We start from the raw sequence: 25,163 nt of genomic DNA, 5'->3' as shown, positions 1-25,163 counted from the left end.
CCCCCCCCCCCCCGCCCCCCCCCCCCCCGCGCCCCCCCCCCCCCCCCCGCCGCCCCCCCCCCCCCCCCCCCCCCCCCCCCCCCCCCCCCCCGGCCAAGCGCGGCTGTTGCTTTACACGACCAACCCCACCCACGAGGGGCTGCGCCGTTCGCCGGAACCTACGCCGAAGGCGCCGGCTTCTGCCGAAGCAGACTGACCGCCAGGCCGCCAACAACCAACACACCCAGCCCCAGCAACGCCCACAACAGCCACGACTTCCAGTCGTGCTGCGGCTTCAACGCCGCATCGCCGGCCAGCGGTTCCGGGCTGCCTTCCAGGCGCGCCAGCGTCGGCTGCCAGGAGGGGTCATTGCGCTGCCGCAGTTCCTCGATCAGCACACCGATCGGCGCCTCCATCCGGCGCGCAGTCGAGCTGCCCACCGCCAGCGCATACGGCGCCGCGCCCTGGCTCAGGAACACCAGCACTTCCGGCTGATAACCCAGACGCAGGGTTGGAGCCGTCGCGGTTTCAGCCGGGTTCGCCACCAGCTTCCAGTAACGGTCGCGGTGGATGCCGCCCAGCGGTTGGGCGGCGGACTGCTGTCGCTGGCCCTGGGCGCCCTGCTGCAGCTGGTAGGCAATCCACGGTGCACTACGGCGCTGCCATTCCGCGCTCTCGTCATCGCGGCTGAACAATGTCCACTGCACCAGGCTGTTGTCGGTGCTGGCCACGTCAGCACGCGCCGCCGGGAAGCGGCCATCCATCTCGAAGGTGTATTCGCCCTTGCGCTTCGAGGTCGGTTCCAGCGACAACCACTCCCACGGCAGTGTGGCCGGTGCCGGCGGCAGCTCGGCCAGCACGCTGCGCAGCGTTGGCAGACGGGCATCACCCTGCGCCAGCACGCGCAGATAGCGCGCTTCACCATCCACCTGCAGACGGCGCTGCAGCAGGCGCTTGCCGGCGCGCTGCAGATCCACCAGCGGAATGTCGCGGCCAATCGCACGCCAGTGCTGCAGGTCGTCGCTGACGTCCAGCTGCACCTGTGCCTGCAACGGCTGGCCACTGTCCGCCCAATCCAGCACCAGTGCCGCCAATGGTTGCTGGCCGAGCACGCTGGCATCGATCAGCCAACCGCCCTGCCCGTTCGCTACCGCACCACCACTCACGCGCGCCTCGACCCGGCGTACGCGGCCATCGGTATCGCGCTCGGTCAGCAACTGCAGGTCGTTGCGCTGCGCTTCGGCCAGCGGCGGCAACGCGAACCACGGCAGCTCACGCTGCACCGGCGGCTGTGCCAGCGGCTGGTCCGGCGCCAGCAAGGCCGACGGCAACGATTGGCCGGCGGCATTGAACACCTGCACATCGCCCAGGTCCGCACTACCGGCGCGACGGTAGATCGCCGGTTCCAGCACGACACGGTAGGCACCCGATTGTGCGCTGGACAACGTCAGCGGCCACTGCTCGGCGTACTGGGTACGGTAATCGGCGGCCTGTGCGGTGACGGCGGCCAGCATGCCGAACATCGCCGGCAGCAGCGCCCTGCTCCACGTCTTCATTGTTTTTCCTCCACGGTCGGCGCCGCGCTCGGCGGTGCCGGTGCCAGATAACCCACGACCGTGCACAGCAGGCCGTAGGCGATGAACGATGCGATGCCCAGCAGGTTGCCCAGGTGCTGGCGATCGACGATGACCAGCTTGGCCAGCACCACGCCCATCAGCACCGCACCCACCATCCACAACACGCGCTGGCCACGGCGCGAGCCCCACACCCAGGCAATCACGCCGAGCACGCTCCACAGCACGGTCAGGCTGGTCTGTGCCAGGCTGAAGCGCATCATCGACGCGTTCCAGGACAGGCCGCCCCACTGATGCACGCCATGCAGCACAACGCTGGTCAGCGCGACGAAGGTTGCCAATGACAGCAGCGGCATGCGGATACCCAGCAGCGCCTGCGGCGCCTGATCGCTGTACAGCCAACGCGCCAGCAGCAGCAGGCTCAGCCACTGCCCGATCTCCGCCGGATTCAGCACCGGCAGCCACAGCAGCGGCGCAGCATCGCCCGGCAACAGCTGGCCGGACAGCCAGCCGATCGACAACAGGCCGAACAGCACGCACTGCAGCGGCTGGCGCACGCGGTCGAACGCTGCACCCAGCGGCCAGCGCAGCGCATTCCAGCGCCACAGCGACAGCGCCGCCATCAGCAGCCACGGCAGCGTCACCAGCAACGTGGTCCAGCCCTGTGCCAGCCCGGCCTCGCCACCACCCCACAGGGCCAGCAGCGAAAGCAGCGACGGCCACAGCAGCCACCACAGGAACTGCGCGATGCGTGCCACGGTGTCGCCGCCCTGGCGCAGGCACAGCAGCGTTCGCACACCCAGTACCGCGAACGCCGCCCAGGCCAGCGCACCGTAGCCGGCGAACGGTTGCTGGTGCGCATCGCTCTGCATCAGCGCCAGCGGGAAGCCCAGCGCCAGCATCGTCAGTGCGGTCACCCCCAGCGCGCGCGCCGGCTGGCGACGCTGCATTTCCGCGGCCAGCCATGCAGTAACCGCGGCCAGCACCAGCAGTGCATCCACTTCGATGCGGTAGGGGAAGAACCGGGTGATCTCATGCACCAGGCCGCCCAGCCACCACAGCAGTCCCCACAGGTAGTAGACCAGCGCGATCTCGTGACGCTCCCTGCGCTGGTAACTCCACGCCGACGCGAAGCCGGCAACGGCCAGCAGCAGTGCACCGATCGCGGTCGGGTTGAGCAGGAAGCGCAGGTCCTCATGCCAGTGATCGCCACCGGCCACGAAAGCGAACGCCGCGCCCATCTGCAACAACGCACCGGACACCTGCGGCAGCCAGCGTTTCTGGCGCAGGCCCAGCCAGGCCAGGCCTGCACCTTCCAGCGCGAACACCGCGCCGGTGGCACGCGCCGACAAGGCCAGCGGTACCGCCAGCGTGGCGAAGCCCACCGCCAGCACCGCATGCGACTGCGCCAGCACGGTGTACGACGCGCGCGCAATCAGTGCCCGCGCCAGTACGGCGTAGATCGCCGCCAGGCCCAGTGCGCACAGCGCCAGCGTCATCGGCTGCTCGTGCAGCATGCCGGCCTGCAGCGAGAAGGCGACCAAGGGCGTACCGAACACCAGGCTGCCGTCGACCAGGTCACGCCGCCCGGCGGGCTGCCGGCGTGCGTACAGCAGCGGGATCAGCAGGTAGAAGGCGAAGAACAGCAGCAGGAACGGCTCGGTGCCGCTGAACTTGTCCGGCGCGTACTGCAGCACGCCCCAGAACGTACCGATGCCGAAGGTGAAGGCGAAGCCCAGCAGGTTCAGCGCGCGCCACGGCCGGAACCAGGCAATGGCGAAGATGCCGGCGTTGAGCACCGCGTAGTAGCTGAACAACCCCACGTGGTTGCCGCTGCCGGTGGACAGCCACAGCGGTGCCATGAAGCCTGCGAGGATGCCCAGCACCGCCAGCGTGCGCGAGTTCTGCACCACCGCCAGCACGCACAGCCCGGCCACCAGCGCGATCGAACTGGCGAAGGCAAACCCGGGGTTGAGCAGCTCGAACCGCTTGAACGCGGCGAAGATGGTCAGCAGCAGCACGCCGATGGCACCGCCCTGCAGCGCCAGTGCGAACAAGCGCCGGCGCTCGCGCTGATGCCAACCGAACGCCAGCAGGCCCAGCGCACCCACGGTGACACCGGCCAGGCGCAGCTCGATCGGCAGCACCAGCCAGCCCTGGTCACTGACGTACTTCAACAGCGCGGCAACACCGGCCAGCAGCACCAGCATGCCGATCTTGACCGGCACGTTGCCCTCGGTGAACCAGCGCTTGACCGCTCCGATGCCGCGCTCGATGAAGTTCGGCAGCGTCGGTTCGGAAGGCAACGGCGGCTGCACTGGCGCGGAAGGCACCGGCGGTGGTGCGACCGGGCGCGGCGCCTCCGCTGCCGCAGGCACCGGTTCGTGCACCGGCAGCGGCGTTGGCTGGGGCGGTGCAGCAACGGCGACCGGCCGCAGGAACGGTAGATCGGCACTGGCCGCAGGCATGGGCGCAGCCCGTTCCGGCGCGGGCTCGGCTGCAACCGGGCGGGCGGCCGGCGCGGCGGCCAAGGCACCTTCCAGCGCGGCCACACGGCGGCGCAGGCCGGCAATCATCACCAGCGCTACCACCAGCAGCAGCGGGATGGCCAGCAGAACCAGTACCACCAGGGCTATCAATGCTTCCATTGCATGCTTCCATTGCAATCCCGCGCCCCAGCGGCAGCGGTCGACCGCCCCATGCTACGACAGGGCTGGCCCCATAAACGACGAACCCCGGCCAGGCCGGGGTCCGCGTGCGATCTTGGCCAGCCTTACTTGGCGGCGACGACCTTGGCCATTTCCAGGCACTTGTTCGAGTAGCCCCACTCGTTGTCGTACCAGGTGACCAGCTTGACGAAGGTGCCGTCCAGGGCGATGCCGGCTTCGGCGTCGAACACCGAGGTGCAGGTCTCGCCGCGGAAATCGGTGGCCACGACCTTGTCTTCGGTGTAGCCCAGGATGCCCTTCAGCGGGCCTTCGCTCTGTGCCTTCACTTCCGCGCAGATCTCGGCGTAGGTGGCTTCCTTTTCCAGCTCGACGGTCAGGTCGACCACCGACACGTCCGAGGTCGGGACACGGAAGCTCATGCCGGTCAGCTTCTTGTTCAGTTCCGGGATGACCACGCCGACGGCCTTGGCCGCACCGGTGGACGACGGAATGATGTTCTCCAGGATGCCGCGGCCACCACGCCAGTCCTTGTTGGACGGGCCATCGACGGTCTTCTGGGTAGCGGTAGCCGCATGCACGGTGGTCATCAGGCCACGCTTGATGCCCCACTTGTCATTGATGACCTTGGCCAGCGGGGCCAGGCAGTTGGTGGTGCACGACGCGTTGGAGACGATCGCCTGGCCGGCGTAGGTCTTGTCGTTCACGCCGTAGACGAACATCGGCGTGTCGTCCTTCGACGGAGCCGACATGATGACCTTCTTGGCGCCGGCATCGATGTGCTTCTGCGCGGTTTCCTTGGTCAGGAACAGGCCGGTGGATTCGATCACCACGTCCACGTCCACTTCGTTCCACTTCAGGTTGGCCGGGTCGCGTTCCTGGGTCAGGCGGATCTTCTTGCCGTTGACCAGCAGGTCGTTGCCCTGCACCGCCACGTCAGCCTTGAAACGGCCGTGCACGGAGTCGTACTTGAGCATGTACGCCAGATAGTCCGGCTCCAGCAGATCGTTGATGGCCACGATTTCGATGTCGTCGCCGAAGTTCAGCACCGCCGAGCGCAGGACGTTACGCCCGATGCGACCGAAACCGTTGATACCAACCTTGATTGCCATGTTCTCAAGCTCCTGCGGCCGCGACGGGTGCGGCGGGATGGATAGGGCCCACAAGTCTAGCAAACCGGGGCTGGCCACCGCCGGCCAGCCCCGGCAGGCAGCAGGCCGGCGGACAGGATTTGATCCGGATCAAAGCGTTAGCGCGATGTGAGGCCGAGACTGGCTGCATCCACCCAGCAACGAGATCACCCCCATGCGCAAGACCTCCCCCCTGATCGTGGCCAGCCTGGCCGCCGCCCTGTCCCTCGCCGCCGCCCCGGCCATGGCCCAGTCCAAGGGCGACTGGACCCTCTCCGCCGGCGTGCACCAGGTGGCCCCGAAGTCGAACAACGGCTGGCTGGCCAACCACACCCTGAAGGTCGACGTCGACAACGACGTCAAGCCGACCATCACCGGTGAGTACTTCATTGCCGACAACCTGGGCATCGAAGTGCTGGCCGCGCTGCCGTTCAAGCACGACATCAACATCAACGGCCTGGGCCGCGTGGGCAGCACCAAGCAGCTGCCGCCGGTGGTGACCGTGCAGTACCACTTCAACAGCAAGGGCAAGGTGTCGCCGTTCATCGGTGCGGGCGTGAACTACACGACCTTCTTCAGCGAAGACACCACCGGTGCGCTGAAGGACAGCCGCCTGAAGCTGCAGGATTCGTGGGGCCTGGCCGCGCATGCGGGCGTGGACTTCGCGATCGGCGAGAAGGGCGCACTGCGCGTGGACATGCGCTGGATCGACATCGACAGCAAGGTGAAGTTGAACGGCGAGAAGATCGGCACGGTCAACATCGATCCGCTGGTCTACGGCGCTTCGTACGTCTTCAAGTTCTAAAGCGGTGTGTTGAGCGCGGGGGCTTCGCCCCCGCTCCCCCAATACACGCAAAACCCTCGCAGCATGTTGCCCCGGTGATTGCCGGGGCTTTTTTGTTCTGAATTTCCCTACCCCGACCATGCCATGCTAAGAAACCACTAGCGCAGATACGACTAGAATCTTCAGGCCTCCACCGACAAGAGAAGGAGCTCAACCATGAAGTTGGCTTGGCTAACAATCGCGTTCCTTCTAGGAGCTCCGACGGCGCATGCCACTGGCGTTGCAGATGGAACGTTCGCAATGATGTCTGGAGGATCCTGCGATGACTTTGCCCAGGACTGCTATCTGGACAATCCCGCCATCGCGGAGAAAGTAGTCGATCAACTTGCGGCAATCGGCGTCACGCGTTTTCTCGTACCATCGGCAACGTTGAGTCAGCTGCGTACCATTGCGACCCCGATCAGCACGCGAGGGCTTGAGTTCTTTACGTATGAACGTTGGACGTTCGAATCTGCAACCCAAGCCGGGAAGTTCAACTGCCAGACTTACACTCAGGAACGGATTGATCCAGTTCTAGTCAAACTCCGTGCCGAGTTTGGCAAGAGCTTTGCTGGTCTTCATTTCAAGGATGAACCACCAGAAAAAGACATTTCTCCACTCGCAGAGATGAACCGATGCGTCAAAGGCGACCACCGTCTCGCAGGCATGAAGGTGTTCATCAACCTGTTCCCATTGCATGCCAACGCGGGCTCCTATGCGGGCACTGAACATGCCGGCGCCATGTCACCCACTGACTATGGTGTGGATTGCATGGAAGCGAGTATTTCGCAACCTGAAAGAACCGCACAGATGGTGGCACGCTACTCGACGTTTGCGCGCCGGGTATCTGACGAGGTGCGCCCTGACTACCTCGCCTTCGACATTTATCCATTTACCCCGTCATTCAGGAAGTGTCCAACGGCGAAGGACCTTCTGATGTCCGAGAACATGTCGATCATTTCGAATCTCGCCAGATCCAGGGGGCAAACTGCCGTCGCTTACCTCCAGAATGTGCAATCCGCACATCCCTCGCTGGCCCAGGACCCTTTCGAGTACGCCAACTTCCATGATCTGCGTTGGTTCGCCGGATGGTCTTTTGCATTCGGCATCAACGGCTTCGCGAACTTCATTACCCACGATGTCAGCAATGCCGCCAGTGTTCCGAATGGGAATGACATGCTCGGACTGCTCGACAAACGCAACAACCTTCGCAATCTGGCTTCGGATCAGCAAAGCACTTTCGGTGTAACGAGACAGGTCCAGTCCGCACTGGCAAACGTCAACTACCTGGGTTTTGCCGACAACAATCTCGGCGTTCCATCGGCCCAGGTCTCAGGCTGGCTGTCGAATTCATCATTCCTTGTGGGCGAGTACGGCAGCGACGATCGTTCCCTGGTCTATCTCGTCGTTACTGCTCGTGCCCCCCGGCAATCGGCATCCGGGATCATTGGCCTCAACAAGTGGTGGCGGGAGGTGGAGAAACTGAACTTTGACACGGGCAAATGGCAGCGCGTTGGCAACGTGACCAACAAAGTCGACGTCGAAATAACCACAATACCTCTCGAGCTCTATCGACTAACGCACTGATCCCTCAACGTCGCCTTCCGCATGGTCAACTTTGCCATGTGGGAGCGCTCTCCCGGCTTACAGAGTGATGACCGTGCCAGTCTCAAATTCGACCAGACAGGCCACTGAGGACGTGACTGTCTCTCCATGGGTCGTCATGCCAGCCCCCTCCTCTTCGCGCCCCGCTAGAATGTGCGCATGAAAGCCCTGCACTCCCTGTTCCTCGCCGCCGCCCTGGCGCCGGCCCTGCTGTCCGTCTCCGCCCCCGCCCATGCCTGGGGCGCGCAAGGCCACCGTCTGGTCGCCGAAGTCGCCCACGCCCGCCTCAACCCCACCGCCCGCGCCGAAGTGGACCGCCTGCTGGCCACCGAACCGGATGCCACGCTGGCCAGCATCGCGCCGTGGGCCGACCAGCTGCGCGCCAAAGACCCGGGCCTGGGCCGTCGCTCGGCCGGCTGGCACTACGTCAACATCGCCGAAGACAACTGCCACTACGAAGCACCGAAGCACTGCAAGAACGGCAACTGCATCGTCGAGGCCCTGAAGGCACAGAGCGCCATCCTCGGCGACCGCAGCCTGACCGACGGCGAGCGCCTGCAGGCGCTGAAGTTCGTCGTGCACCTGGTCGGCGATATCCACCAGCCGATGCACGCCGGTTACGCCCACGACAAGGGCGGCAACGACTTCCAGCTGCAGTTCGGCAACCGCGGTACCAACCTGCACTCGCTGTGGGACAGCGGCATGCTCAACACCCGCAAGCTGGACGACGCCGGCTATCTCCCGCTGCTGCAGAGCCAGCGCGCGCCGAAGCAGGCGCGCCAGTCCAACCCGCAGCGCGACCCGCAGACGTGGGCCGAAGCCAGCTGCCGCATCTCCATGCAAGCTGGCGTTTATCCGGCCACGCGTAAAATCGGTGATGAATACACCGAGCGCTACCGGCCGCTGGCCGAAGCGCAGCTGCGACTGGCCGGTGAGAACCTGGCGCAGTTGCTGAACCGCGTGCTCGGCACGCGCTGAGGAGAGTTCCGATGCCGGTCCAGGTGCAGTCGTTCTTCCACCGTGACAGCAATACCTTCAGCTATCTGGTCAGTGATCCGGCCAGCGGCGAAGCGGCGCTGATCGACCCGGTCCTGGACTACGACCCGGATACCGACGCCAGCAGTGAAGCGCCGCTGCATGCCGCGTTGCAGGCCATCGAACAACAGGGCCTGCAGCTGCGCTGGCTGCTGGAAACCCACGCCCACGCCGACCATGTGTCGGCCGGGCGCCGCCTGAAGGAGCGCTTCCCGCAGGCCACGCTGGCCATCGGCGAAGGCATCCGCGCGGTGCAGGCCACCTTCGCGCCGCGCTACGGCCTGCAGCTTCCTGCGGCCGATGACATCTTCGATCACCTATTCAGCGATGGCGAAACCTTTGCTGTGGGCGAACTGCGCTGTCAGGTGATCGCCGTGCCCGGCCATACCAGCGACAGCATCGCCTACCTGATCGACGATGCGCTGTTCACCGGTGACTCGCTGTTCATGCCCGACGGCGGTACCGCCCGCTGCGATTTCCCGGGTGGCGATGCCGCGCAGCTGTACCGTTCGATCCAGCGCCTGCTGGCGCTGCCCGATGCGACGCGCGTGTTCGTCTGCCACGACTACGGTCCGGGTGGTCGTGCATTCGCCAACGAAACCACCATCGGCGAACAGCGCGCGCACAACATCCACGTGCATGACGGCGTGGCCGAGGCGGAGTTCGTCAGCGTGCGCCAGGCACGCGATGCGACGCTGGAAGAACCCAAGCTGATGCAGCCCGCGGTGAAGGCCAACATCCAGGGCGGGGCCTGATCCACGCCGCTGCGCTCGCCGGGCATGGCCCGGCGCTGCCCCGGTCATCGCAAGCGGTCATTTTCCCTGCGTACGCACCACGTGCTGTCCCTTCACGATCTCGAAGGTGAAGGCATACTGCAGGGTGACCGCCACCGGCTCGACGCGCTCGGCGCCGCGACAGTCGCCACGGTCGGCAGGCACCTTGCCAGCCGCGAAGTGGCAGACCGCTGCGGACGAGTACTTCCACATCGCCACGGCTTCCTGCGCCGCCTGCAGCAGGGGCGCATTCTCGCCTGCAGCACCTGCCGCGCACTCAGGGCGATCGGTCAGCGGCACGCTGCGTTCGACACTGCCCTGTGCATCAACCACCACCTGCAGGCAGATGGTGGTCGGTGCCAGCTCCGCACGCGGGTCACGATCACCGACCTCCGGATCCGGCGCCGCGTACAACTGCGGCATCCGGTAGCCCTCGCTCGCGCCCAGCGAGTACGTCTGCACTTGCCCGCTGCCGCCACCGGCCTGCGGCTGCAGGCGCTGATGGCCGACATTCTCGCTGCGGGTATCAACGGTGGTCAGGCGATCCTGGGTCGCGCATCCTGCCAACAGCGCCGCCATCATCAACAGCGGCGCGGTCTTCACTGGGAGTCCTCGGTGTTGTCCATGGCATAGGTGATCGGAATCTTCACAGCCCCTGCAACGGGCTTTCCGTTCTTTATCGCCGGACGATAGGTCCAGCTTCGCGCAGCGGCGATCGACACCGCATCGAACACACCCGGATTGGTTGCGCTGAGCACCTGGACGTCAGTCGGATGGCCCTTGGCATCCACTTCCACGCGCAGGTTCACCACGCCCACCTGGCGCTGTTCGAACGCGGACTTCGGATAGGACGGCGGCGGCATCTTCTCGACCTCTATCTCCCGATCCATGGCGGCCCCTGCCTGGCCGTCTGCGGCTGCACCGCCCTGGCTGGCCCACGCCACCGCGCCCATTCCCAGACACAACCCGACCACCAGCACCTGCCCCGACACCCACGGCAATGCCTTCCGCTTGGACTGCTTCAACATGGCGATACGCTCCTTCAACACGGGTTGGCTGCGCCAATGGCAGACCGCTGGCGCAACCGGATGGACCAGCTGCGCCTTCAGCAGCGTGCTGGCGTAGAGACCGCGCAGCGCAGGCTGCGGGGCAATGGTGCGGGCATCGCAGGCCAGCTCCTGGTCACGCAGGAATCGGCGGGAGGCCCACGGCAGAAGCGGATGGAACCAGAACACCGCGCGTGCCATCAGCAGCGCCCCATTGGCCCAGTGATCGCCATTGCGACGGTGGCTGCGCTCGTGCTGCAGGATCAGGCCCTGCTCCTGTGCGGTGAACTGCTGGTCGAAGTCCGGGCCTACCACGATGCGCGGACGCCACAGGCCGACCAGCGCGGGCAGCCCGGGATCAGCGCTGGCCTGCCAGCTGCCATCGGCGCGTGCACACAGTTGGCCCATGCCACGTTCAAAGCGCCGCTGCGCACGTAGATCGCGTAGCAGACAAAGGACCGCCCCCATCATCCATGCCAGCAGCAACAGCCCGGCCCACGGCAACGACTGCCCTGCCATGCCTTCGACGGCGCCGGGTACCACTTTCAGCGGCAGCGTCGGCACATGCTCCAGAAGTGCCACCTGCGGCAACGGCAGCATCAGTGCCAGCAGCAGCAACGGCAGCAGCCACCAGCTGCGGTAGGCCAACGCCACGCCCCCCAGCCGCACCAGCAAGGGTCGCAGCACCGCCAGCACGACCACGCCCACCGCCAGCCACAGGCTGGCCTGCCACAGCCCATCGAGCAGCTCAGTCATGGTCCAGCTCCTGGATCAGTTTCTTCAGTTCGGCGATGTCCTGCGCACTCAACTGGCCGCGTTCGCTGAAGTGCGCAACCAGCGGCGCAACGCGCCCTTCGAAGACACGACCAATGAAGTCCTGGCTCTGCGCCTCCACCCAGGCCGGCCGCTGCAGCAGCGGCCGGTACAGGTAGCGCCGGCCATCGCGCTCGGCAGCAATCGCGCCCTTGGTCAGCAGGCGGTTGAGCAGGGTCTTGATGGTCGGCTCGGCCCAGTCACGGTGGGCCAGTGCGGCGACCACGTCATCGGCGCTACGCGGTGCCTGCTGCCATAGCACCTCCATCACAACGGCTTCGGCTTCGCTGATCGGGGTCATGGTTTACATCCGTAATCGACGACCCGATTACGCGCGTAATCGAATCGTCTGTCAAGCCCCTCGACTCCAGGTTCATCCCGGCTGCGCCAGCATCGATTCCTCCCGCCCCAGGCCCCGGATGAAAGCGCTGCCCAAGAAGGAATTCCCGGTCGAGCAGGCCCGCCGCTTCCTCGAACCCGGGCCGATCGTGCTGGTCAGCACCGCCTGGCGCGGCCAGCGCAACCTGATGACGATGGGCTGGCACATGGTGATGGGCTTCTCGCCCTCGCTGGTCGCCACCTACCTGTGGGACGCAAACCACAGCCATGCGCTGGCGCGTGGCAGCGGCGAGTGCGTGATCAATGTGCCGGGGGTGGAACTGCTCGATACCGTGGTGGACATCGGCAACTGCAGCGGCCGCGAGGTCGACAAGTTCGCCCGTTTCGAGCTTGATGCGCTGCCGGCGCGCGAGGTCGGTGCACCGCTGGTCGGGCAATGCCATTCGTGCTTCGAATGCCGCTTGTACGACGACAGCCAGGTGGCGTCGAACAACCTGTTCATCTGGGAAATCGTACGCGCCCATGTTGCGCCCCGGCCGAAACTACCGCGCACGATGCATTACCGCGGCGATGGGCAGTTCATGGTGTCCGGCGCCGAAGTCTCGCGTCGACGGCGGTTCAAGCCCGACATGCTGTAATGCCCGCACTCCCCCACACGCAGGACCGCCGCGCATGACCGAACACCTCACCGACCTGGACGCCGCCGTCGATTGGTTGTTTGCGCGCGTGGACGGGCCGCTGCGGATCGGGGCACCGCTGGCACTGGGCAAGCCGCATCGGCTGCTCAATGCTCTTTACGCACGCGTCGAGCACGATCCGTCGCGGCCACTGCAGCTGTATACCGCGCTGTCGCTGAACCCGCCGAAGGCGCGCGGCAACGGCCTGGAAGCGCGCTTCATGGCGCCGTTTGCGCAGCGCCATTTCGGCGACGATTTCCCGCGCCTGGCCTATGCCGATGCGATCGCGCGCGACGCGTTGCCGGCACATGTGCAGGTGGAAGAGTTCTACATGCAGTCCGGCGCCCTGCTCGGCTCGCGGCAGGCGCAGTCCAGCTATACCAGCCTGAACTACACCCACGCCGCCGATGCGGTGGCGCAGCGCGCGCCGCAGGTGATCGTGCAGAAGGTGGCGATGCGGCCGAACGACCGCCGGCTCTCGCTGTCGTGCAACAACGACATCACCCAGGACACGCTGGATGCGATGACCGCTCGCGGGCTGCCTCGCCCGCTGCTGATCGCCGAGATCGATCCGCAGCTACCCTACCTGGGTGGCTCGGCCACGGTCGATGTGTCGTTCTTCGATCTGGTGATCACCCCGCCACCACCGTACCCGGCGTTGTTCGGGCTGCCGCGGCAGCCGGTCGGCGATGCCGACTACGCGATCGGCCTGTATGCCAGCACGCTGGTGCGCGACGGCGGCACCCTGCAGATCGGCATCGGCACGCTGGCCGACGCGCTCAGCCATGCGCTGGTGCTGCGCCACACCGACAACGCGCGCTACCGGCGCGTGCTGCATGCGCTGGATCCGCAGCTGGCCAGCCACCCGCTGGTGCAGGAAATCGGCGGACTGGATCCGTTCGAGGTCGGCCTGTATGGCTGCAGCGAAATGCTCAACGAGGGCTTCCGCCGGCTGGTGCAGACCGGCGTGATCAAGCGCAAGGTGCACGATGACCTGGCGCTGATGCAACGCATCGAGAACGGCAGCACGCTGTCCATCGACCACGCCACCCTGGCTGCCGAGGGCGAGTATCTGCATGGCGCCTTCTACCTGGGCTCGCCGGAGTTCTACGAGTGGTTGCGCACGCTGCCGGAAGACGAATGCCGTGCGATCGGCATGCGCCGCATCAGCGAGATCAACCAGCTGTACGGCGGCAACGAGACGCTGGAGCGCCTGCAACGCCGCCACGCGCGCTTCTTCAACTCCTGCATGATGGCCACCGCGCTGGGCGCAGCGGTGTCCGATGCGCTGGACGATGGACGCGTGGTGTCCGGCGTGGGCGGCCAGTACAACTTCGTGGCGATGGCACATGCGCTGCCGGAAGCGCGCAGCGTGCTGATGTTCCGCGCCGCGCGCGATGACAAGGGCCAGCGCGAATCCAACGTGCGCTGGAACTACGGGCACACCACCATCCCACGCCACCTGCGCGACATCTACCTCAACGAATACGGCATCGCCGACCTGCGCGGCCTGACCGACGAGGACTGCGTGCATGCGATGACCGCAATCACCGAGGCCCCGTTCCAGGGCGGCCTGCTGCAGCAGGCACACGCCTCGCGCAAGCTGCTGGCGGCCACGCAACCGGATCCGGAGCGCCAGCAGCGCAACACGCCGCAGGCACTGTCCGCGGCACTGGCACCGTTCCGCGTCGATGGCAGCCTGCCCGACTATCCGTTGGGCAGCGACTTCATCGAGATCGAGCAGGTGCTGGTGAAAGCGCTGGGCTGGCTGAAGGCCAACACGCAGACCCGCGGCGACAAACTGCGTACCGTCTGGGCAGCGCTGCGGCAACCGGCTGGCGACGGCGATGCGGTGTACCTGCAGCGCATGGGCCTGCAGGCACCGAAGGATTTCGGCGAGCGCCTGGACGCGAGACTGCTGCGCCTCGCACTGGCACGCACCGCCTGAAAAAAGGGGACGGAGGGGATTAAGTCGTTTGTGCATAAACGACTTAATCCCCTCCGTCCCCTTTTTCTCATCCACGCATGGCGTAGATCTACCGCTCTATCCTCACTGCATCCTCAAGATACAGACGGGCAATCGGTGGATGCGCTCGATGCTCGACCTGCCACAGGTCGTATGCCGCCTGCATCGCCAGCCACATGCGGGCATTGCCCAGACCTGCAAGCTCAAGGCGGAATGCAAGTTCCGCGGAGATGCCAGCGTGCCCGTTGATGATGGTCGACAGCTGTCCGCGCGAATAGCCAAGATGCTGCGCCAGCGCACTGATCGACATGCTTATCGCCGGCAGGATGTCTTCGCGCAGCGACTCTCCGGGATGCGGTGGATCATGCAACGGCATCGAGCAGACTCCTAGTGGTAATCAAGGTAATCGACCAGTTCGACGTCCAGCCCACGAAAGCGGAACACCAATCGCCAACTCGCCGAGACACTTACAGCCCAGTAGCCGCTATAGCTCCCGCGCAGGGGGTGCAGGCGATTTCCGGGCAGCCCCATGTCTCCAGGCAGCCGGGCTTGATCCAGCTGCAGAAGCAAACGCCGCAACCGAGCCACATGATCGGCACGGACTCCGGACATGTCGCCCCGCTCATAGAGCGCCTTCAGGCCCTTGTGCCTGAAGCTGACGATCATGCGGCGCCAGTGTAAGGCATCACCTTACACCCCGCAAATCCACCATGGGTTTCTGCGCCGCTCTTCTTGTCCATGACTACTTCCGGGGGTACCTCGGCAGGCCCTCCTTTTCGCAAGGAATGCAGGCTAGATGAAGAGGCCAACGCGACACTGGTGCCGCAGGGCGCAACATGCCGGACGAAAAAGGGACGGAGGGGATCAAGTCGTTTGTGCACAAACGACTTGATCCCCTCCGTCCCCTTTTCTCTCGAGCAAAGAAAAGGCCGGCGTGCGCCGGCCTTTCCCTTCCTGCTTCGCGAGGCTGCTTACAGCGCCTTGGCCGCTTCCACCACGTGGGCGGTGGTGATGCCGAAGTGCTTGTACAGCTGGTCGGCGGGGGCCGAGGCACCGAAGGTGTCGATACCGATCACCGCACCGTCCAGGCCGACAAACTGGCGCCAGAAGCCGGTGACACCGGCTTCCACCGCCACGCGCTTGCGCACGGCGTTCGGCAGCACCGATTCACGGTAGGCCGCATCCTGGCGCAGGAACACGTCGGTGGACGGCATCGAGACCACGCGGGTCTTGAGGCCGGCCGCATCCAGCTGGGCCTTGGCTTCGGTGGCCAGCGAAACTTCCGAACCGGTGGCGATCAGGATCACGTCCGGGGTGCCGGCGGCATCGGCCAGCACGTAGCCACCGCGCTCGATCTGGGCGATCTGCTCGGCGCTGCGCGGCTGGTGCGGCAGGTTCTGGCGGCTGAACACCAGGCAGCTCGGGCCGTCCTGGCGGGTGATCGCAGCCTTCCAGCTCACCGCCGACTCGACCGCATCGCACGGACGCCACACGTCGTTGTTCGGGATGTAACGCAGTGAAGCCAGGTGCTCCACCGGCTGGTGGGTCGGGCCGTCTTCGCCCAGGCCGATCGAGTCGTGGGTGTAGACGTGGATGGCGTGCGCCGGAATCAGTGCGCTCATGCGCACGCCGTTGCGGGCGTAGTCGCTGAACACCAGGAAGGTGGCGTCGAACGGAATGAAGCCGCCGTGCAGGGCCAGGCCGTTGGCAATGGCGGTCATGCCGAACTCGCGCACGCCGTAGTACACGTAGTTGGCGTTGGCGTCGTCGCTGGCAACCGACTTGCTGCCCTTCCACAGGGTCAGGTTGGAGTGCGCCAGGTCGGCCGAGCCACCGACGATTTCCGGCAGCAGCGGGGCGTAGGCTTCGATGGCCAGCTGCGAGGCCTTGCGCGAAGCGATCGTCGGGCCTTCAGCGGCCACCTGGGCGATGTAGGCATCGGCCTTGGCAACGAAGTCGGCCGGCAGCTCGCCGTGCGAACGGCGGGTCAGCTCGGACGCTTCAGCCGGGTACTGGCTGGCGTACTTGTCGAACAGCTGTTCCCACTCGGCCTGGCGCAGGGTGCCAGCGCCATTGGCGCGCCAGCCGTCGTAGATCGCCTGCGGAATCTCGAACGGACCGTATTCCCAGCCCAGCTGCTTGCGGGTGGCTTCCAGCTCGTCCTTGCCCAGCGGAGCGCCGTGGCTGGATTCCTTGCCCGCCTTGTTCGGCGAACCGAAACCAATGGTGGTGCGGCAGCAGATCAGGGTCGGCTTGTCGCTCTGCGACAGCGCGGCCTCGATGCCGGCCTTGATGCTTTCCGGGTCGTGGCCATCGACGTCGCGGACCACGTTCCAGCCATAGGCCTCGAAACGCTCCGGGGTATTGTCGGTGAACCAGCCCTCGACGTTGCCGTCGATGGAGATGTGGTTGTTGTCCCAGAAGCAGACCAGCTTGTGCAGGCCCCAGGTGCCGGCCAGCGAAGCGGCTTCATGCGACACGCCTTCCATCAGGCAGCCATCGCCCATGAACACCCAGGTGCGGTGGTCGACCACTTCCAGTTCCGGGCGATTGAAGCGCTGTGCCAGCAGCTTCTCGGCCAGGGCGAAGCCCACGGCGTTGGCGAAACCCTGGCCCAGCGGGCCGGTGGTGGTTTCCACGCCCGGGGTCTCGTGGCGTTCCGGGTGACCGGCGGTGTGGCTGCCCAGCTGGCGGAACAGCTTCAGCTGCTCGATCGGCAGGTCGTAGCCGCTCAGGTGCAGCAGCGCGTACTGCAGCATCGAACCGTGGCCGTTGGACAGCACGAAACGGTCGCGGTTGAACCAGTGCGGGTTGCTCGGGTTGTGGCGGAGGTAGTCGTTCCAGAGGACTTCGGCGATGTCGGCCATGCCCATGGGCATGCCGGGATGGCCGGACTTTGCGGTTTCAACCGCATCGGCGGCAAGGAAGCGGATGGCGTTGGCCAACTGGCGACGGGTAGGCTGCGTCATGGTTCTGTCGGAATCGGGAGGCGGCCGCGGACGTGCGGGCGGCCTATTGTCCCATAGTCGCCGGGCGGGGGGTCGGTTCACCTTGCCCGGTCGTGCCGGCCGCTGGCCGGCAGTTGCGCAGAATTCAATGAAGATCATGAAGTTGCCGGCCAGCGGCCGGCACTACCCGCCCCCGGAGTTCGGGGGCTGCGCCATAGGCGCGGGGGTGTGGAAGCCGGTAAGGGGGGCCCACGATTCGCATCGCGAAACGTGGGAGCGGCAGCGCGCATGCGATGACGCGTACCCGGCCAGCGGCCGGCACTACCCGCCCCCGGAGTTCGGGGGCTGCGCCATAGGCGCCGGGGGGTGGAGGCCGGTAAGGGGGGGCCCGCGATTCGCATCGCGAAACGTGGGAGCGGCAGCGCGCATGCGATGACGCGTACCCGGCCAGCGGCCGGCACTACCGCCCCGGAGTCCGGGGGCGGGAATCCGGTCTCAGTCCTGCTGCGGGCCCAGCGCCGGGCCATCGTGCGACTCGCCCTTGGCCACCAGGGTGGTCAGGGCCAGGTCGCCGGTCACGTTCAGCGCGGTACGGCACATGTCCAGGAAGTGGTTCACGCCCAGGATCAGGCCGATGCCCAGCGGGTTCACGCCCACCATCGCGCAGATCATCGCCACCACCGGCAGCGAGCCCGACGGCACGCCGGCCGTGCCGATGCCACCGAGGATGCAGACCGCCATCACCATGATCTGCTGGCCGATGCTCAGGTCCACGCCGAAGAACTGGGCCAGGAAGATCACCGTCACGCCCTCGAACAGCGCGGTGCCGTTCTGGTTGGCGGTGGCGCCCACGGTCAGCACGAAGCGCGACACGCGCTGCGGCAGGCCCATCTGGTCGGCCACGCGCAGCGCGGTCGGTAGGGTAGCGTTGCTGGAAGCGGTGGAGAACGCCATCACCGTCGCTTCCTGGGTATCGCGGAAGAACGACAGCGGCGAACGACCGGACAGCCATACGGCCGTACCGTAGCTCACCACCATGTGCAGGCCGAGTGCCAACACCACCACGCCCACGTAGGCACCGAGGCGGACGATCAGCTCGAAGCCGAACAGCGCGGCCAGGTTGAACATGAAGCAGGCCACCGCATACGGGGCCAGGCGGATGACCAGGTTGATCAGGGTCATCGAAATTTCGAACACGCCTTCGATGGCGCGGCGCAGCGGCGCGACCTTCTCGTTGTCGGTCAGCACCATGCCGATGCCGAACATCAGCGCGAAGAACATCAGCGACAGGATCGCGCCGTTGTCAGACGCGGCCTGCAGCACGTTGCTCGGCACGATCGACAGCAGCATGTCCATGCCCTTCGGCGTGCCGTGGATGCCCGCGACAATCTCCTTGCTGCGCTCGGCGTTCTCCGACAGCATCATCGCAGCGACCTGCGGGTCGACGCCCACACCCGGCTTGAGCAGGTTCACCAGCACCAGCCCGATGCCCACGGCAATGCCGGACAGCAGCACGGTATAGGCCAGGGTCTTCCAGCCGATGCGGCCAAGGGCGCGGATGTCGCCCATCTCCGACACACCCATGATCAGCGCCGAGAAGATCAGCGGCACGATCAGCATGAAGATCAGGTTGAGGAACAGGCCCGACGCCGGGGTGGTGATGTAGTCCATTACCCACTTGGCACCGGCCTGCAGACCATCGACGCTGCCGCCCAGGGCATGCACGATCAGTCCCAGGATCAGGCCGATCGCAAAGCCGATGCCCATCTTCCAATGCAGGGGCAACTTCTTCTTGTCGGCAGCAGCTGCTGTCATGCGCGGGTTTCCTCGAAAAATGAATGCACTCTAACAAAGCGCGCAAGCGGCGCCGGTTCAGGTTCGCCGCGGCGGATACAGCGGCGCCAGGCCAGTGTCAGCGGTCTTTGCTGCCGCCGACCAGTGCGGTCCGTCACGGAAGACCTCGCGCAGGCGCGTGCGCAGCGGCGCAAGATCACCCTGACCGCCCCATCGGGCCTGCTGCAATTCCTGCAGCACCTGGCGCTGGGCGGCATCCTCAAGCCGCGCGATGACCTGCTCGATACGTTCGACACCGGCCATCGCACACAGCTGCGCTTCCACCTGATCAAACCCTTCACCATCCAGCGCGCGGCGCAGTTCGGCCACGCCGGCACGTCCAGTCGCCACAGCCGGCACAGCGCCCTTGGCCGCCACGGGTGCCGCCACGCGCGGGCGACGGCCTCGCTGCCAGCCCCACAACAGCGTCAACAGCCACAGCAACGCCAGGCCGATGGCGGCGCCCATCCACGGCCACGGACGCTCGGACAAACCACTGGCGCGCGGATCGGTCGCCGCGATACGGCTGTCCTGGCCATCGCCATCCGGCAGCGCCGCATCGGTGTCGATCGGCGGCAGCGGTGCAGGTGGCGCACTGCCAGCCCCGTTACCGGCCACCACGGCCAGCGTCAGGTCCGGCAGCTTCGCTTCCTGTGCCTTGCCATTGCGCACGTCCCACCACGGCAGGCGCGGCCCCGGCACCACCAGCGAACCCGGCTGGCGCGGCACGATCGAATAGCGGCGGGTGATCTTCAGCCGCGGCGTACTGCCATTGAAGGTCTCTTCGTACTGCGCAGGTTCTGCGAACACCTGCGCGGCGCTGCCGACGTCGGGCACCGGCAGATCGGTGAACTGCGCGCGGGTAGCGCCTTCGGCAATCGCCTCCACCACCACGTTGGCCGCCTCGCCGGTACGGGCGCTGGTCGGTGCACTGGTGTAGCGCAGCTGCAGGCCCTGCAGCGGCAGCCATGGCTGCGGCGCCTGTGCCGGTTGCGCCTGCACCTGCAACGTGCGATCGGCGCCGGTGGCATTCATGCGCCCGTCGCCGCCGCCGAAGAAGTCGTCAAAGAAGCCACCGGCACTGCGCCCGCTGAAGCGCGCACCGGCCAGCCGAAGCGCACCGCTGCGCTCGGGGATCAGCAGGAAGCGCCGCTCGACCACGTTGTAGCGGCGGCCGTTGACCTGTCTCACATCGGTGCGGTCATCGCCCACCCGCTGCAACGACGCACCGGCCGGTGTATCCAGCACCAGTTCGCCGGAGGCCAGCTGCGAGGCGAAATACAACCGCACCACCACGCCTACGCTCTGCTGCACATACGGTGTCTCGTCATCGACAACGGTTTCGATGAACGCCACCGCATTACTGTCGGGACCGGCCACGGCAGCGGCATCCACCTGCAGGGTCAACGGTGCGGTGCGTACGCTGCCCACCTGCAGGCCCGGCACCACCAGTGCACCGCTACGCCGTGGCGTGAGTGCCACGCCATACAGATTGCGCTGCTGCATGCTGCCATTGCTCCACGCTACCTGGCGGCTGCTGGTCTGCCCGCTGAGGTCGAAGTCGGTGCGCAACGGTGTGAAGTCAGGGGCGCCCTGGTCGCTCTCGACATTGAGCGTGACCGTGTCGCCCATCGCGATGCGGTCGCGGTCCAGCCACGCACGCGGCTGCGCCCAGGCCAGCAGCGGCAGCCACAGCAGCAGTGCCGCCAGTACCTGTCGGGGCCAGTGCCCGTGCATGTTGATCGCCCGCGTCATCGCCCTTCCCTCTTCCTGCGTTCGTTTTCCAGCTGGAACTTGGCCCGCAGCAATGCGCCCGGATCATCCGGCACGCGCCGCATCCACGCCTCCACCGCCTGCTGCTCCTCGCGTTGGCGTGGGGTGGTGCCGTCGCTGCCTGGAACGGGCTTGCCATCCTGATCGCCTTTGCCCTCACGTGCCTGCTGCATGCGCTGGCGTTGCTGCTTATCAGCCTGGGCCTGCGCCTTGGCATCCTCGACCTGTGGCGGCGCCTGCTGTCCATCGCGGCCGCGCTCGCCGGGCTGCGGGCTCGACTGGTTCTTGTCGTCACCGGGATTGGGCTGGCCCTGCTGACCCGACTGCGGCTGTCCCTGACCGGGATTCTGCTGGCCCTGCTGCGGCTGCTGGCCCTGCGGATTCTGCTGGCCCTGTGAATCGTTCTGCTGCTTCTGCTGCCCGTTCTGCGGTGGCTTCTGCTGATCCTGGCCTTTGCCACCCGACTGCTTGCGCTTGCGCGCGGCATCGACCACGGCACGGTTGGCGACCGCATCGGCCATGCCGGGATGCAGTGCCAGCGCGCGGTCGTAGGCGGCAATGGCTTCGTCGTAGTTGCCCTGGCGGGCCAGCGTATTGGCCAGGTTGTACCAGCCCGCATCGCTGTCGATGCCCTCGAACTGCTTGCGGGCACTGGCGAAATCACCGTTGCGGTAAGCCTGCGCACCTTCGGCCAGACGCTGGTGCTGCACCTGGTCGGCGCGCTTCCACAGCGTGCCCTGCGCCGGCGGTGCGGCCGGCACCGCAGGCGCCTGCGCCTGCACATCACTCATCCATGGCAACAGGCCCACCGCCAGCACCGCCGCCAGCAGCGCGCGGCGACGGAAAGCGAGCAGCGCCAGCAGCATCACCGGTGGCAGCAGCCAGAACCCTTCATCACGCCATTGCTTGCCCTCACCGGGCCGCTGCGCCGCAGTACCCTCGCGTGCATCAAGTACGCCCAGCGCACGCAGATCACTGTCATCGGTGGCGATGCGGGCATAGCGGCCTCCGCCTGCGGTCGCCACCGCACGCAGGCTGCCTTCATCCAGCGCGGCCTGGCGGATCTGCCCAGTGCCATCCCGGTACGCCGCACCGGCAGATGTGCCCAGCCCCAGTACCGACACCTGCATGCCGAGGCTGCGCGCCTGCGCTGCGGCCAGTGCCGCTTCATCATCCGCCTGATCGCTGACCAGCAGGATCTGCCCCCGCAATGCCCCGATCTGGCGCATCAACCGCGTCGCCCAGTCGATGCCACGGTCGGCGCGTTGTCCGTCGCGCGGCATCACATCCGGCGACAGCGCGTCCAGATACAGCGCGACGTTGCTGCCGTCATCGGTCAGCGGTGCCACGGTGTAGGCATCCTCGGCATAGACCACCAGGCCCACCTGGCCACCCTGGCGGGCACGCAGCAGCTCGCCCACTTTCGCCCGAGCCTGCAGCAGGCGCGACGGCGGCAGATCGGTGGCATTGATCCGGCTGGACAGATCCAGCACGACCAGCAGCGGTGCGCTGGCCTGGAACATCGGTTGCGCCTGCTGCCGCCAACTCGGCCCGGCCATGGCCAGCGCTGCCAGGGTCCAGCCCAGCAGCACGGCCCAGGGCAGGCGTGCACGGCGGCGCGTGCCCGCAGCCAGCAGATGCGGCAACAGGTGGGCATCCACCGCTGTTCGCCACACGTCGCTGCGCCGCTGCCGATACAACGCCACAGCGATGATCAACGGCAGCGCCAGCAACGCCCACAGCCATTCCGGACGCAGGAAGTGCAGCACGTTCCAGTCAGGAAGATTCGAAGCAAGCGCGATCATCGGCGACGCTCCGGCCACAGCCAGGCCAATGCGCCCAGCAGCAAGGCCAGGCCCAGCGGCCATACATAGCGTTCCTCTCGCGGTCGCAGGCTTGGTCCCTTCGCGGCGATCGGCTCCAGCCGGTCCAGTTCGGCGTAGATGCCGGCCAGCTGTGCAGTGTCGCGGGCGCGGAAGAACTGGCCGCCGGTCATGCTTGCGATCTTCTTCAAGGTAGCCTCGTCGACCGGATCCTGGTCGGCGGAAATGGGAATACCGAACAGGCGCATGCTGCCATCACCGCCAAAGGCGACGGTGTGGATACGCACGCCCTCGGCACGCGCGACTTCGGCGGCACGCAGCGGTTCCAGCACGCCGGCATTGCTGACGCCGTCGGTCAGCAGAATCAGTACGCGCTGGCCTTCAGGCTGGCTGCGCAGGCGCTTCACCGCCAGGCCGATGGCATCACCGATGGCGGTCTCGCGCCCGGCCAGGCCGACCACGCTGTCGCGCAGCTGGTCGCGCACGCTGGCCAGATCGGCCGTAAGCGGCGTCAACGTGTAGGCGCGGTCGCCGAAGATCAGCAGGCCGATGCGATCACCGGCACGACGATCAAGGAAATCGGCCAGCACGGCCTTGGCCGCGGTCAGGCGATCCACCGCCTGCCCGCCCAGCACCATGTCGCCCTCGCCCATGCTGCCGGACACGTCCATCGCCAGCATCATCTGCCGGCCCTCCTGCGGCGGCGTGATCGCTTCACCCAGCTGTTGCGGGCGAGCCAGTGCGACGCACAGCGCGCACCAACCCAGCCACAACAGCAGCGTGCGCAGCCACGACACATCAACGCGGCCGCCACCGGCCAGCGCTTCCAGTTCCGTCGCCGCATAGGGCACCCGCAGCGCAGCACCGGGATCGGCACGACGCTTCCACCAGCGCATCAGCAACGGCAACGGCAGCGCCAGCAGGGCCAACGGCCACGCCAGCTGCAGGTCCGGCCATGGCCAGTAACTTGCCAGCAGATTCATCGGCGCCGCTCCAGCAGCATGGCCAGATAGCGCTCGCGCGCCCAGCGGCGTACTGCGGCCACCTCGTTGACGTCCACGCGTGGGCGATAGGCACCTTCGGCCAACAGGCTTCGGCGTGCTTCCGGCAATGTGCCCTGCGGATCCACGCGCTGCCACCAGGCATCATCGCGCAGGGATTCACTGCCGGGCTGCGCCTGGCGTGCGGCGCGACGCAGCAGTCCGGCGATGGCTGCCAGTTCCGCAGCAGCATCGGCGGTAGATGCCAGCTCCTGATCGAACAGCTGCAACCAGCGTTGGCGGCGACGGCGACGCTGCCACCAGAAGAAGGCCGCCACCACCAGCAACAGCAGCACCACGCCGCCGATCATCAGATAGCCCGGTGCCGGCGGCCACCATGATGGGGCGGGTGGCACCTGCACATCGCGCAGCGGCAGGTTCGCGCTCATGCCGGCACCTCGGTCGGTGATGGCGCCAGCCAGGCATCGCTGGGCGCGTCGGTGGACAGCACCTGCACATCGACGCGGCGCGCTCCCAGCTGGCGCCGCAGGTCCTGCAGCGGTTCGACGAAGTGGGCCTGCCAATGGGCCTGGACCTCGCTGCGTCGCAGGTCGAGGCCGATGCGCTGCTGCAGGGTCTGGAACTGCAGCGCGGCTGACGGAGGCTGCAGTTCCAATGGATCCACCAGCAGCACCAGGCTGAGGTCGTGGTGCTGGGCCAGCGCACTCCAGCGCGCCGGCGGAATACGGATGGCCTGCTGCGGATCGGCCAGCACCAGCACACGTGCACCCGGGCGCAGGACGCGACCGGCATGGTCCAGCGCACGTTCCAGGCCAAGGTCATCGGCCGGGGGCTGCGCATACCAGCGGGTGAGCGCGTCCAGCACGCGCAATACGCCACGCGGGCCGCCTGCCGGTGCAATCGGTGGTTCACGGTCGCTGCCACGCAGGGCGCCGATGCGATCGCCCCGACGCTGCGCCGACCACGCGGCGACGGCGCCCGCGCGTGCAGCCTGCACCGATTTGAAGCGCACGCGGGTGCCGAAGTACAGGGCCGGCGAGGTATCGGCCACGATCAGGCTGACCCGCTCGCGTTCGGCCTGGAACAGCTTGGTGTGGGCACGACCGGTCCGCGCGGTCACCCGCCAGTCGATATGCCGTGCATCATCACCGGCCACGTACTCGCGTGACTCGGCATATTCCATGCCACGCCCGCGCAGCGGCGACGGCGCCTGCCCGGCGTTGCCGGCGCGGCCACGGCGTGGCGGCGGCGGTCGCTGTGCAAGGCGGCGCAGCGCCACCAGTTCGGACAGCTGCGGGCGTAGCCCGTCACCGTCACTGACGGAGGAGGCGTGGTGCAGGGATGGATCGGTCATGCGCA

The 25,163-nt window shown here is 66.7% G+C and carries 21 protein-coding genes; 6 read left to right on the top strand and 15 right to left on the bottom strand.

The window, feature by feature from the left end; translation table 11 throughout:
• Nucleotides 1–158 precede the first annotated feature (158 nt).
• The 3 genes from V3B25_RS19440 to gap form a co-directional block, all read right to left on the bottom strand.
• Nucleotides 159–1,535 (bottom strand): DUF3999 domain-containing protein, encoded by a 1,377-nt coding sequence (locus V3B25_RS19440; RefSeq protein WP_201117198.1) that lies wholly within the window; start codon nucleotides 1,533–1,535, stop codon nucleotides 159–161.
• A complete protein-coding gene (locus V3B25_RS19435; protein WP_329811396.1) occupies nucleotides 1,532–4,201 on the bottom strand; it encodes a DUF2339 domain-containing protein in 2,670 nt (889 codons plus the stop codon). The genes V3B25_RS19440 and V3B25_RS19435 overlap by 4 nt, the downstream gene beginning before the upstream one ends.
• Before the next feature lie 125 nt (nucleotides 4,202–4,326).
• Nucleotides 4,327–5,331 (bottom strand): type I glyceraldehyde-3-phosphate dehydrogenase, encoded by a 1,005-nt coding sequence (gene gap, locus V3B25_RS19430; RefSeq protein ID WP_032127866.1) that lies wholly within the window; start codon nucleotides 5,329–5,331, stop codon nucleotides 4,327–4,329.
• Nucleotides 5,332–5,524: 193 nt separating this feature from the next.
• Here gap and V3B25_RS19425 point away from each other — a divergent pair, with 193 nt between their 5' ends.
• The 4 genes from V3B25_RS19425 (at nucleotide 5,525) to V3B25_RS19410 (ending at nucleotide 9,567) form a co-directional block, all read left to right on the top strand.
• Complete coding sequence (locus V3B25_RS19425) at nucleotides 5,525–6,154, top strand: OmpW family outer membrane protein (protein WP_019338734.1); 630 nt, start codon at nucleotides 5,525–5,527, stop codon at nucleotides 6,152–6,154.
• A gap of 195 nt (nucleotides 6,155–6,349) precedes the next feature.
• The gene (locus V3B25_RS19420; RefSeq protein ID WP_329811395.1) at nucleotides 6,350–7,759 is read left to right on the top strand and encodes a hypothetical protein; all 1,410 of its coding nucleotides are present in this window, start codon (nucleotides 6,350–6,352) and stop codon (nucleotides 7,757–7,759) included.
• Between the two features lie 177 nt (nucleotides 7,760–7,936).
• Nucleotides 7,937–8,755, top strand: coding sequence for a S1/P1 nuclease (locus V3B25_RS19415; protein ID WP_329811394.1), 819 nt, complete (start codon nucleotides 7,937–7,939; stop codon nucleotides 8,753–8,755).
• A gap of 11 nt (nucleotides 8,756–8,766) precedes the next feature.
• Nucleotides 8,767–9,567: an MBL fold metallo-hydrolase gene (locus V3B25_RS19410; RefSeq protein ID WP_201117203.1), complete on the top strand. Its 801-nt coding sequence runs from the start codon at nucleotides 8,767–8,769 to the stop codon at nucleotides 9,565–9,567.
• A 57-nt stretch (nucleotides 9,568–9,624) separates the two neighbouring features.
• On the opposite strand, the gene V3B25_RS19405 is transcribed toward V3B25_RS19410, so the two are convergent.
• The 3 genes from V3B25_RS19405 to V3B25_RS19395 are packed head-to-tail and all read right to left on the bottom strand — an operon-like array spanning nucleotide 9,625 to nucleotide 11,745.
• Nucleotides 9,625–10,188, bottom strand: a complete 564-nt coding sequence (locus tag V3B25_RS19405) for a hypothetical protein (protein WP_032127863.1) — start codon at nucleotides 10,186–10,188, stop codon at nucleotides 9,625–9,627.
• Nucleotides 10,185–11,387 carry a TonB family protein gene (locus V3B25_RS19400; protein WP_329811393.1) on the bottom strand — a complete coding sequence of 401 codons (1,203 nt, stop codon included), beginning with the start codon at nucleotides 11,385–11,387 and terminating at the stop codon, nucleotides 10,185–10,187. The genes V3B25_RS19405 and V3B25_RS19400 overlap by 4 nt, the downstream gene beginning before the upstream one ends.
• Entirely contained in the window at nucleotides 11,380–11,745 is a 366-nt protein-coding gene (locus V3B25_RS19395; RefSeq protein WP_049422658.1) for a BlaI/MecI/CopY family transcriptional regulator, read from the bottom strand. The genes V3B25_RS19400 and V3B25_RS19395 overlap by 8 nt, the downstream gene beginning before the upstream one ends.
• Before the next feature lie 118 nt (nucleotides 11,746–11,863).
• On the opposite strand from V3B25_RS19395, the gene V3B25_RS19390 reads away from it, so the two are divergent.
• Together V3B25_RS19390 and V3B25_RS19385 are read left to right on the top strand one after the other, a co-directional pair.
• Nucleotides 11,864–12,421 (top strand): flavin reductase family protein, encoded by a 558-nt coding sequence (locus tag V3B25_RS19390; RefSeq protein ID WP_154264289.1) that lies wholly within the window; start codon nucleotides 11,864–11,866, stop codon nucleotides 12,419–12,421.
• Nucleotides 12,422–12,455: 34 nt separating this feature from the next.
• The gene (locus V3B25_RS19385; RefSeq protein WP_154264290.1) at nucleotides 12,456–14,408 is read left to right on the top strand and encodes an acetyl-CoA hydrolase/transferase C-terminal domain-containing protein; all 1,953 of its coding nucleotides are present in this window, start codon (nucleotides 12,456–12,458) and stop codon (nucleotides 14,406–14,408) included.
• 88 nt (nucleotides 14,409–14,496) lie between these two features.
• Here V3B25_RS19385 and V3B25_RS19380 read toward each other — a convergent pair whose 3' ends face one another.
• The 9 genes from V3B25_RS19380 to V3B25_RS19340 form a co-directional block, all read right to left on the bottom strand.
• Complete coding sequence (locus tag V3B25_RS19380) at nucleotides 14,497–14,802, bottom strand: HigA family addiction module antitoxin (protein ID WP_014038309.1); 306 nt, start codon at nucleotides 14,800–14,802, stop codon at nucleotides 14,497–14,499.
• 11 nt (nucleotides 14,803–14,813) lie between these two features.
• Nucleotides 14,814–15,092, bottom strand: a complete 279-nt coding sequence (locus tag V3B25_RS19375; RefSeq protein ID WP_049422655.1) for a type II toxin-antitoxin system RelE/ParE family toxin — start codon at nucleotides 15,090–15,092, stop codon at nucleotides 14,814–14,816.
• Between the two features lie 305 nt (nucleotides 15,093–15,397).
• The gene (tkt, locus tag V3B25_RS19370) at nucleotides 15,398–17,395 is read right to left on the bottom strand and encodes a transketolase (RefSeq protein WP_132810703.1); all 1,998 of its coding nucleotides are present in this window, start codon (nucleotides 17,393–17,395) and stop codon (nucleotides 15,398–15,400) included.
• Nucleotides 17,396–17,869: 474 nt separating this feature from the next.
• Nucleotides 17,870–19,189, bottom strand: coding sequence for a dicarboxylate/amino acid:cation symporter (locus tag V3B25_RS19365; protein ID WP_049400752.1), 1,320 nt, complete (start codon nucleotides 19,187–19,189; stop codon nucleotides 17,870–17,872).
• Between the two features lie 57 nt (nucleotides 19,190–19,246).
• Nucleotides 19,247–20,962 (bottom strand): BatD family protein, encoded by a 1,716-nt coding sequence (locus V3B25_RS19360; protein WP_329811392.1) that lies wholly within the window; start codon nucleotides 20,960–20,962, stop codon nucleotides 19,247–19,249.
• Nucleotides 20,959–22,785, bottom strand: a complete 1,827-nt coding sequence (locus V3B25_RS19355) for a tetratricopeptide repeat protein (RefSeq protein ID WP_329811391.1) — start codon at nucleotides 22,783–22,785, stop codon at nucleotides 20,959–20,961. The genes V3B25_RS19360 and V3B25_RS19355 overlap by 4 nt, the downstream gene beginning before the upstream one ends.
• Nucleotides 22,782–23,786: a VWA domain-containing protein gene (locus V3B25_RS19350; protein WP_329811390.1), complete on the bottom strand. Its 1,005-nt coding sequence runs from the start codon at nucleotides 23,784–23,786 to the stop codon at nucleotides 22,782–22,784. Before V3B25_RS19350 ends, V3B25_RS19355 begins: the two co-directional genes overlap by 4 nt.
• Entirely contained in the window at nucleotides 23,783–24,232 is a 450-nt protein-coding gene (locus tag V3B25_RS19345; protein WP_032127854.1) for a DUF4381 family protein, read from the bottom strand. Before V3B25_RS19345 ends, V3B25_RS19350 begins: the two co-directional genes overlap by 4 nt.
• Nucleotides 24,229–25,158 carry a DUF58 domain-containing protein gene (locus V3B25_RS19340; protein ID WP_049422629.1) on the bottom strand — a complete coding sequence of 310 codons (930 nt, stop codon included), beginning with the start codon at nucleotides 25,156–25,158 and terminating at the stop codon, nucleotides 24,229–24,231. The genes V3B25_RS19345 and V3B25_RS19340 overlap by 4 nt, the downstream gene beginning before the upstream one ends.
• Between the last annotated feature and the right edge of the window lie 5 nt (nucleotides 25,159–25,163).

The organism is Stenotrophomonas sp. SMYL8, from assembly GCF_036320065.1.
Taxonomy (GTDB): domain Bacteria; phylum Pseudomonadota; class Gammaproteobacteria; order Xanthomonadales; family Xanthomonadaceae; genus Stenotrophomonas; species Stenotrophomonas maltophilia_A.
The sequence above is the reverse complement of the archived record's forward strand: the minus strand, read 5'-3'. Positions and strand labels throughout refer to the sequence as shown.

Bases quoted from the DNA above. Each gene is read 5' to 3' on its own strand.
- V3B25_RS19440 (WP_201117198.1), bottom strand. From the start codon at position 1,535: ATGAAGACGTGGAGCAGGGCGCTGCTGCCGGCGATGTTCGGCATGCTG.
- V3B25_RS19435 (WP_329811396.1), bottom strand. From the start codon at position 4,201: ATGGAAGCATTGATAGCCCTGGTGGTACTGGTTCTGCTGGCCATCCCG.
- gap (WP_032127866.1), bottom strand. From the start codon at position 5,331: ATGGCAATCAAGGTTGGTATCAACGGTTTCGGTCGCATCGGGCGTAAC.
- V3B25_RS19425 (WP_019338734.1), top strand. From the start codon at position 5,525: ATGCGCAAGACCTCCCCCCTGATCGTGGCCAGCCTGGCCGCCGCCCTG.
- V3B25_RS19420 (WP_329811395.1), top strand. From the start codon at position 6,350: ATGAAGTTGGCTTGGCTAACAATCGCGTTCCTTCTAGGAGCTCCGACG.
- V3B25_RS19415 (WP_329811394.1), top strand. From the start codon at position 7,937: ATGAAAGCCCTGCACTCCCTGTTCCTCGCCGCCGCCCTGGCGCCGGCC.
- V3B25_RS19410 (WP_201117203.1), top strand. From the start codon at position 8,767: ATGCCGGTCCAGGTGCAGTCGTTCTTCCACCGTGACAGCAATACCTTC.
- V3B25_RS19400 (WP_329811393.1), bottom strand. From the start codon at position 11,387: ATGACTGAGCTGCTCGATGGGCTGTGGCAGGCCAGCCTGTGGCTGGCG.
- V3B25_RS19395 (WP_049422658.1), bottom strand. From the start codon at position 11,745: ATGACCCCGATCAGCGAAGCCGAAGCCGTTGTGATGGAGGTGCTATGG.
- V3B25_RS19390 (WP_154264289.1), top strand. From the start codon at position 11,864: ATGAAAGCGCTGCCCAAGAAGGAATTCCCGGTCGAGCAGGCCCGCCGC.
- V3B25_RS19385 (WP_154264290.1), top strand. From the start codon at position 12,456: ATGACCGAACACCTCACCGACCTGGACGCCGCCGTCGATTGGTTGTTT.
- V3B25_RS19380 (WP_014038309.1), bottom strand. From the start codon at position 14,802: ATGCCGTTGCATGATCCACCGCATCCCGGAGAGTCGCTGCGCGAAGAC.
- V3B25_RS19375 (WP_049422655.1), bottom strand. From the start codon at position 15,092: ATGATCGTCAGCTTCAGGCACAAGGGCCTGAAGGCGCTCTATGAGCGG.
- tkt (WP_132810703.1), bottom strand. From the start codon at position 17,395: ATGACGCAGCCTACCCGTCGCCAGTTGGCCAACGCCATCCGCTTCCTT.
- V3B25_RS19365 (WP_049400752.1), bottom strand. From the start codon at position 19,189: ATGACAGCAGCTGCTGCCGACAAGAAGAAGTTGCCCCTGCATTGGAAG.
- V3B25_RS19360 (WP_329811392.1), bottom strand. From the start codon at position 20,962: ATGACGCGGGCGATCAACATGCACGGGCACTGGCCCCGACAGGTACTG.
- V3B25_RS19355 (WP_329811391.1), bottom strand. From the start codon at position 22,785: ATGATCGCGCTTGCTTCGAATCTTCCTGACTGGAACGTGCTGCACTTC.
- V3B25_RS19350 (WP_329811390.1), bottom strand. From the start codon at position 23,786: ATGAATCTGCTGGCAAGTTACTGGCCATGGCCGGACCTGCAGCTGGCG.
- V3B25_RS19345 (WP_032127854.1), bottom strand. From the start codon at position 24,232: ATGAGCGCGAACCTGCCGCTGCGCGATGTGCAGGTGCCACCCGCCCCA.
- V3B25_RS19340 (WP_049422629.1), bottom strand. From the start codon at position 25,158: ATGACCGATCCATCCCTGCACCACGCCTCCTCCGTCAGTGACGGTGAC.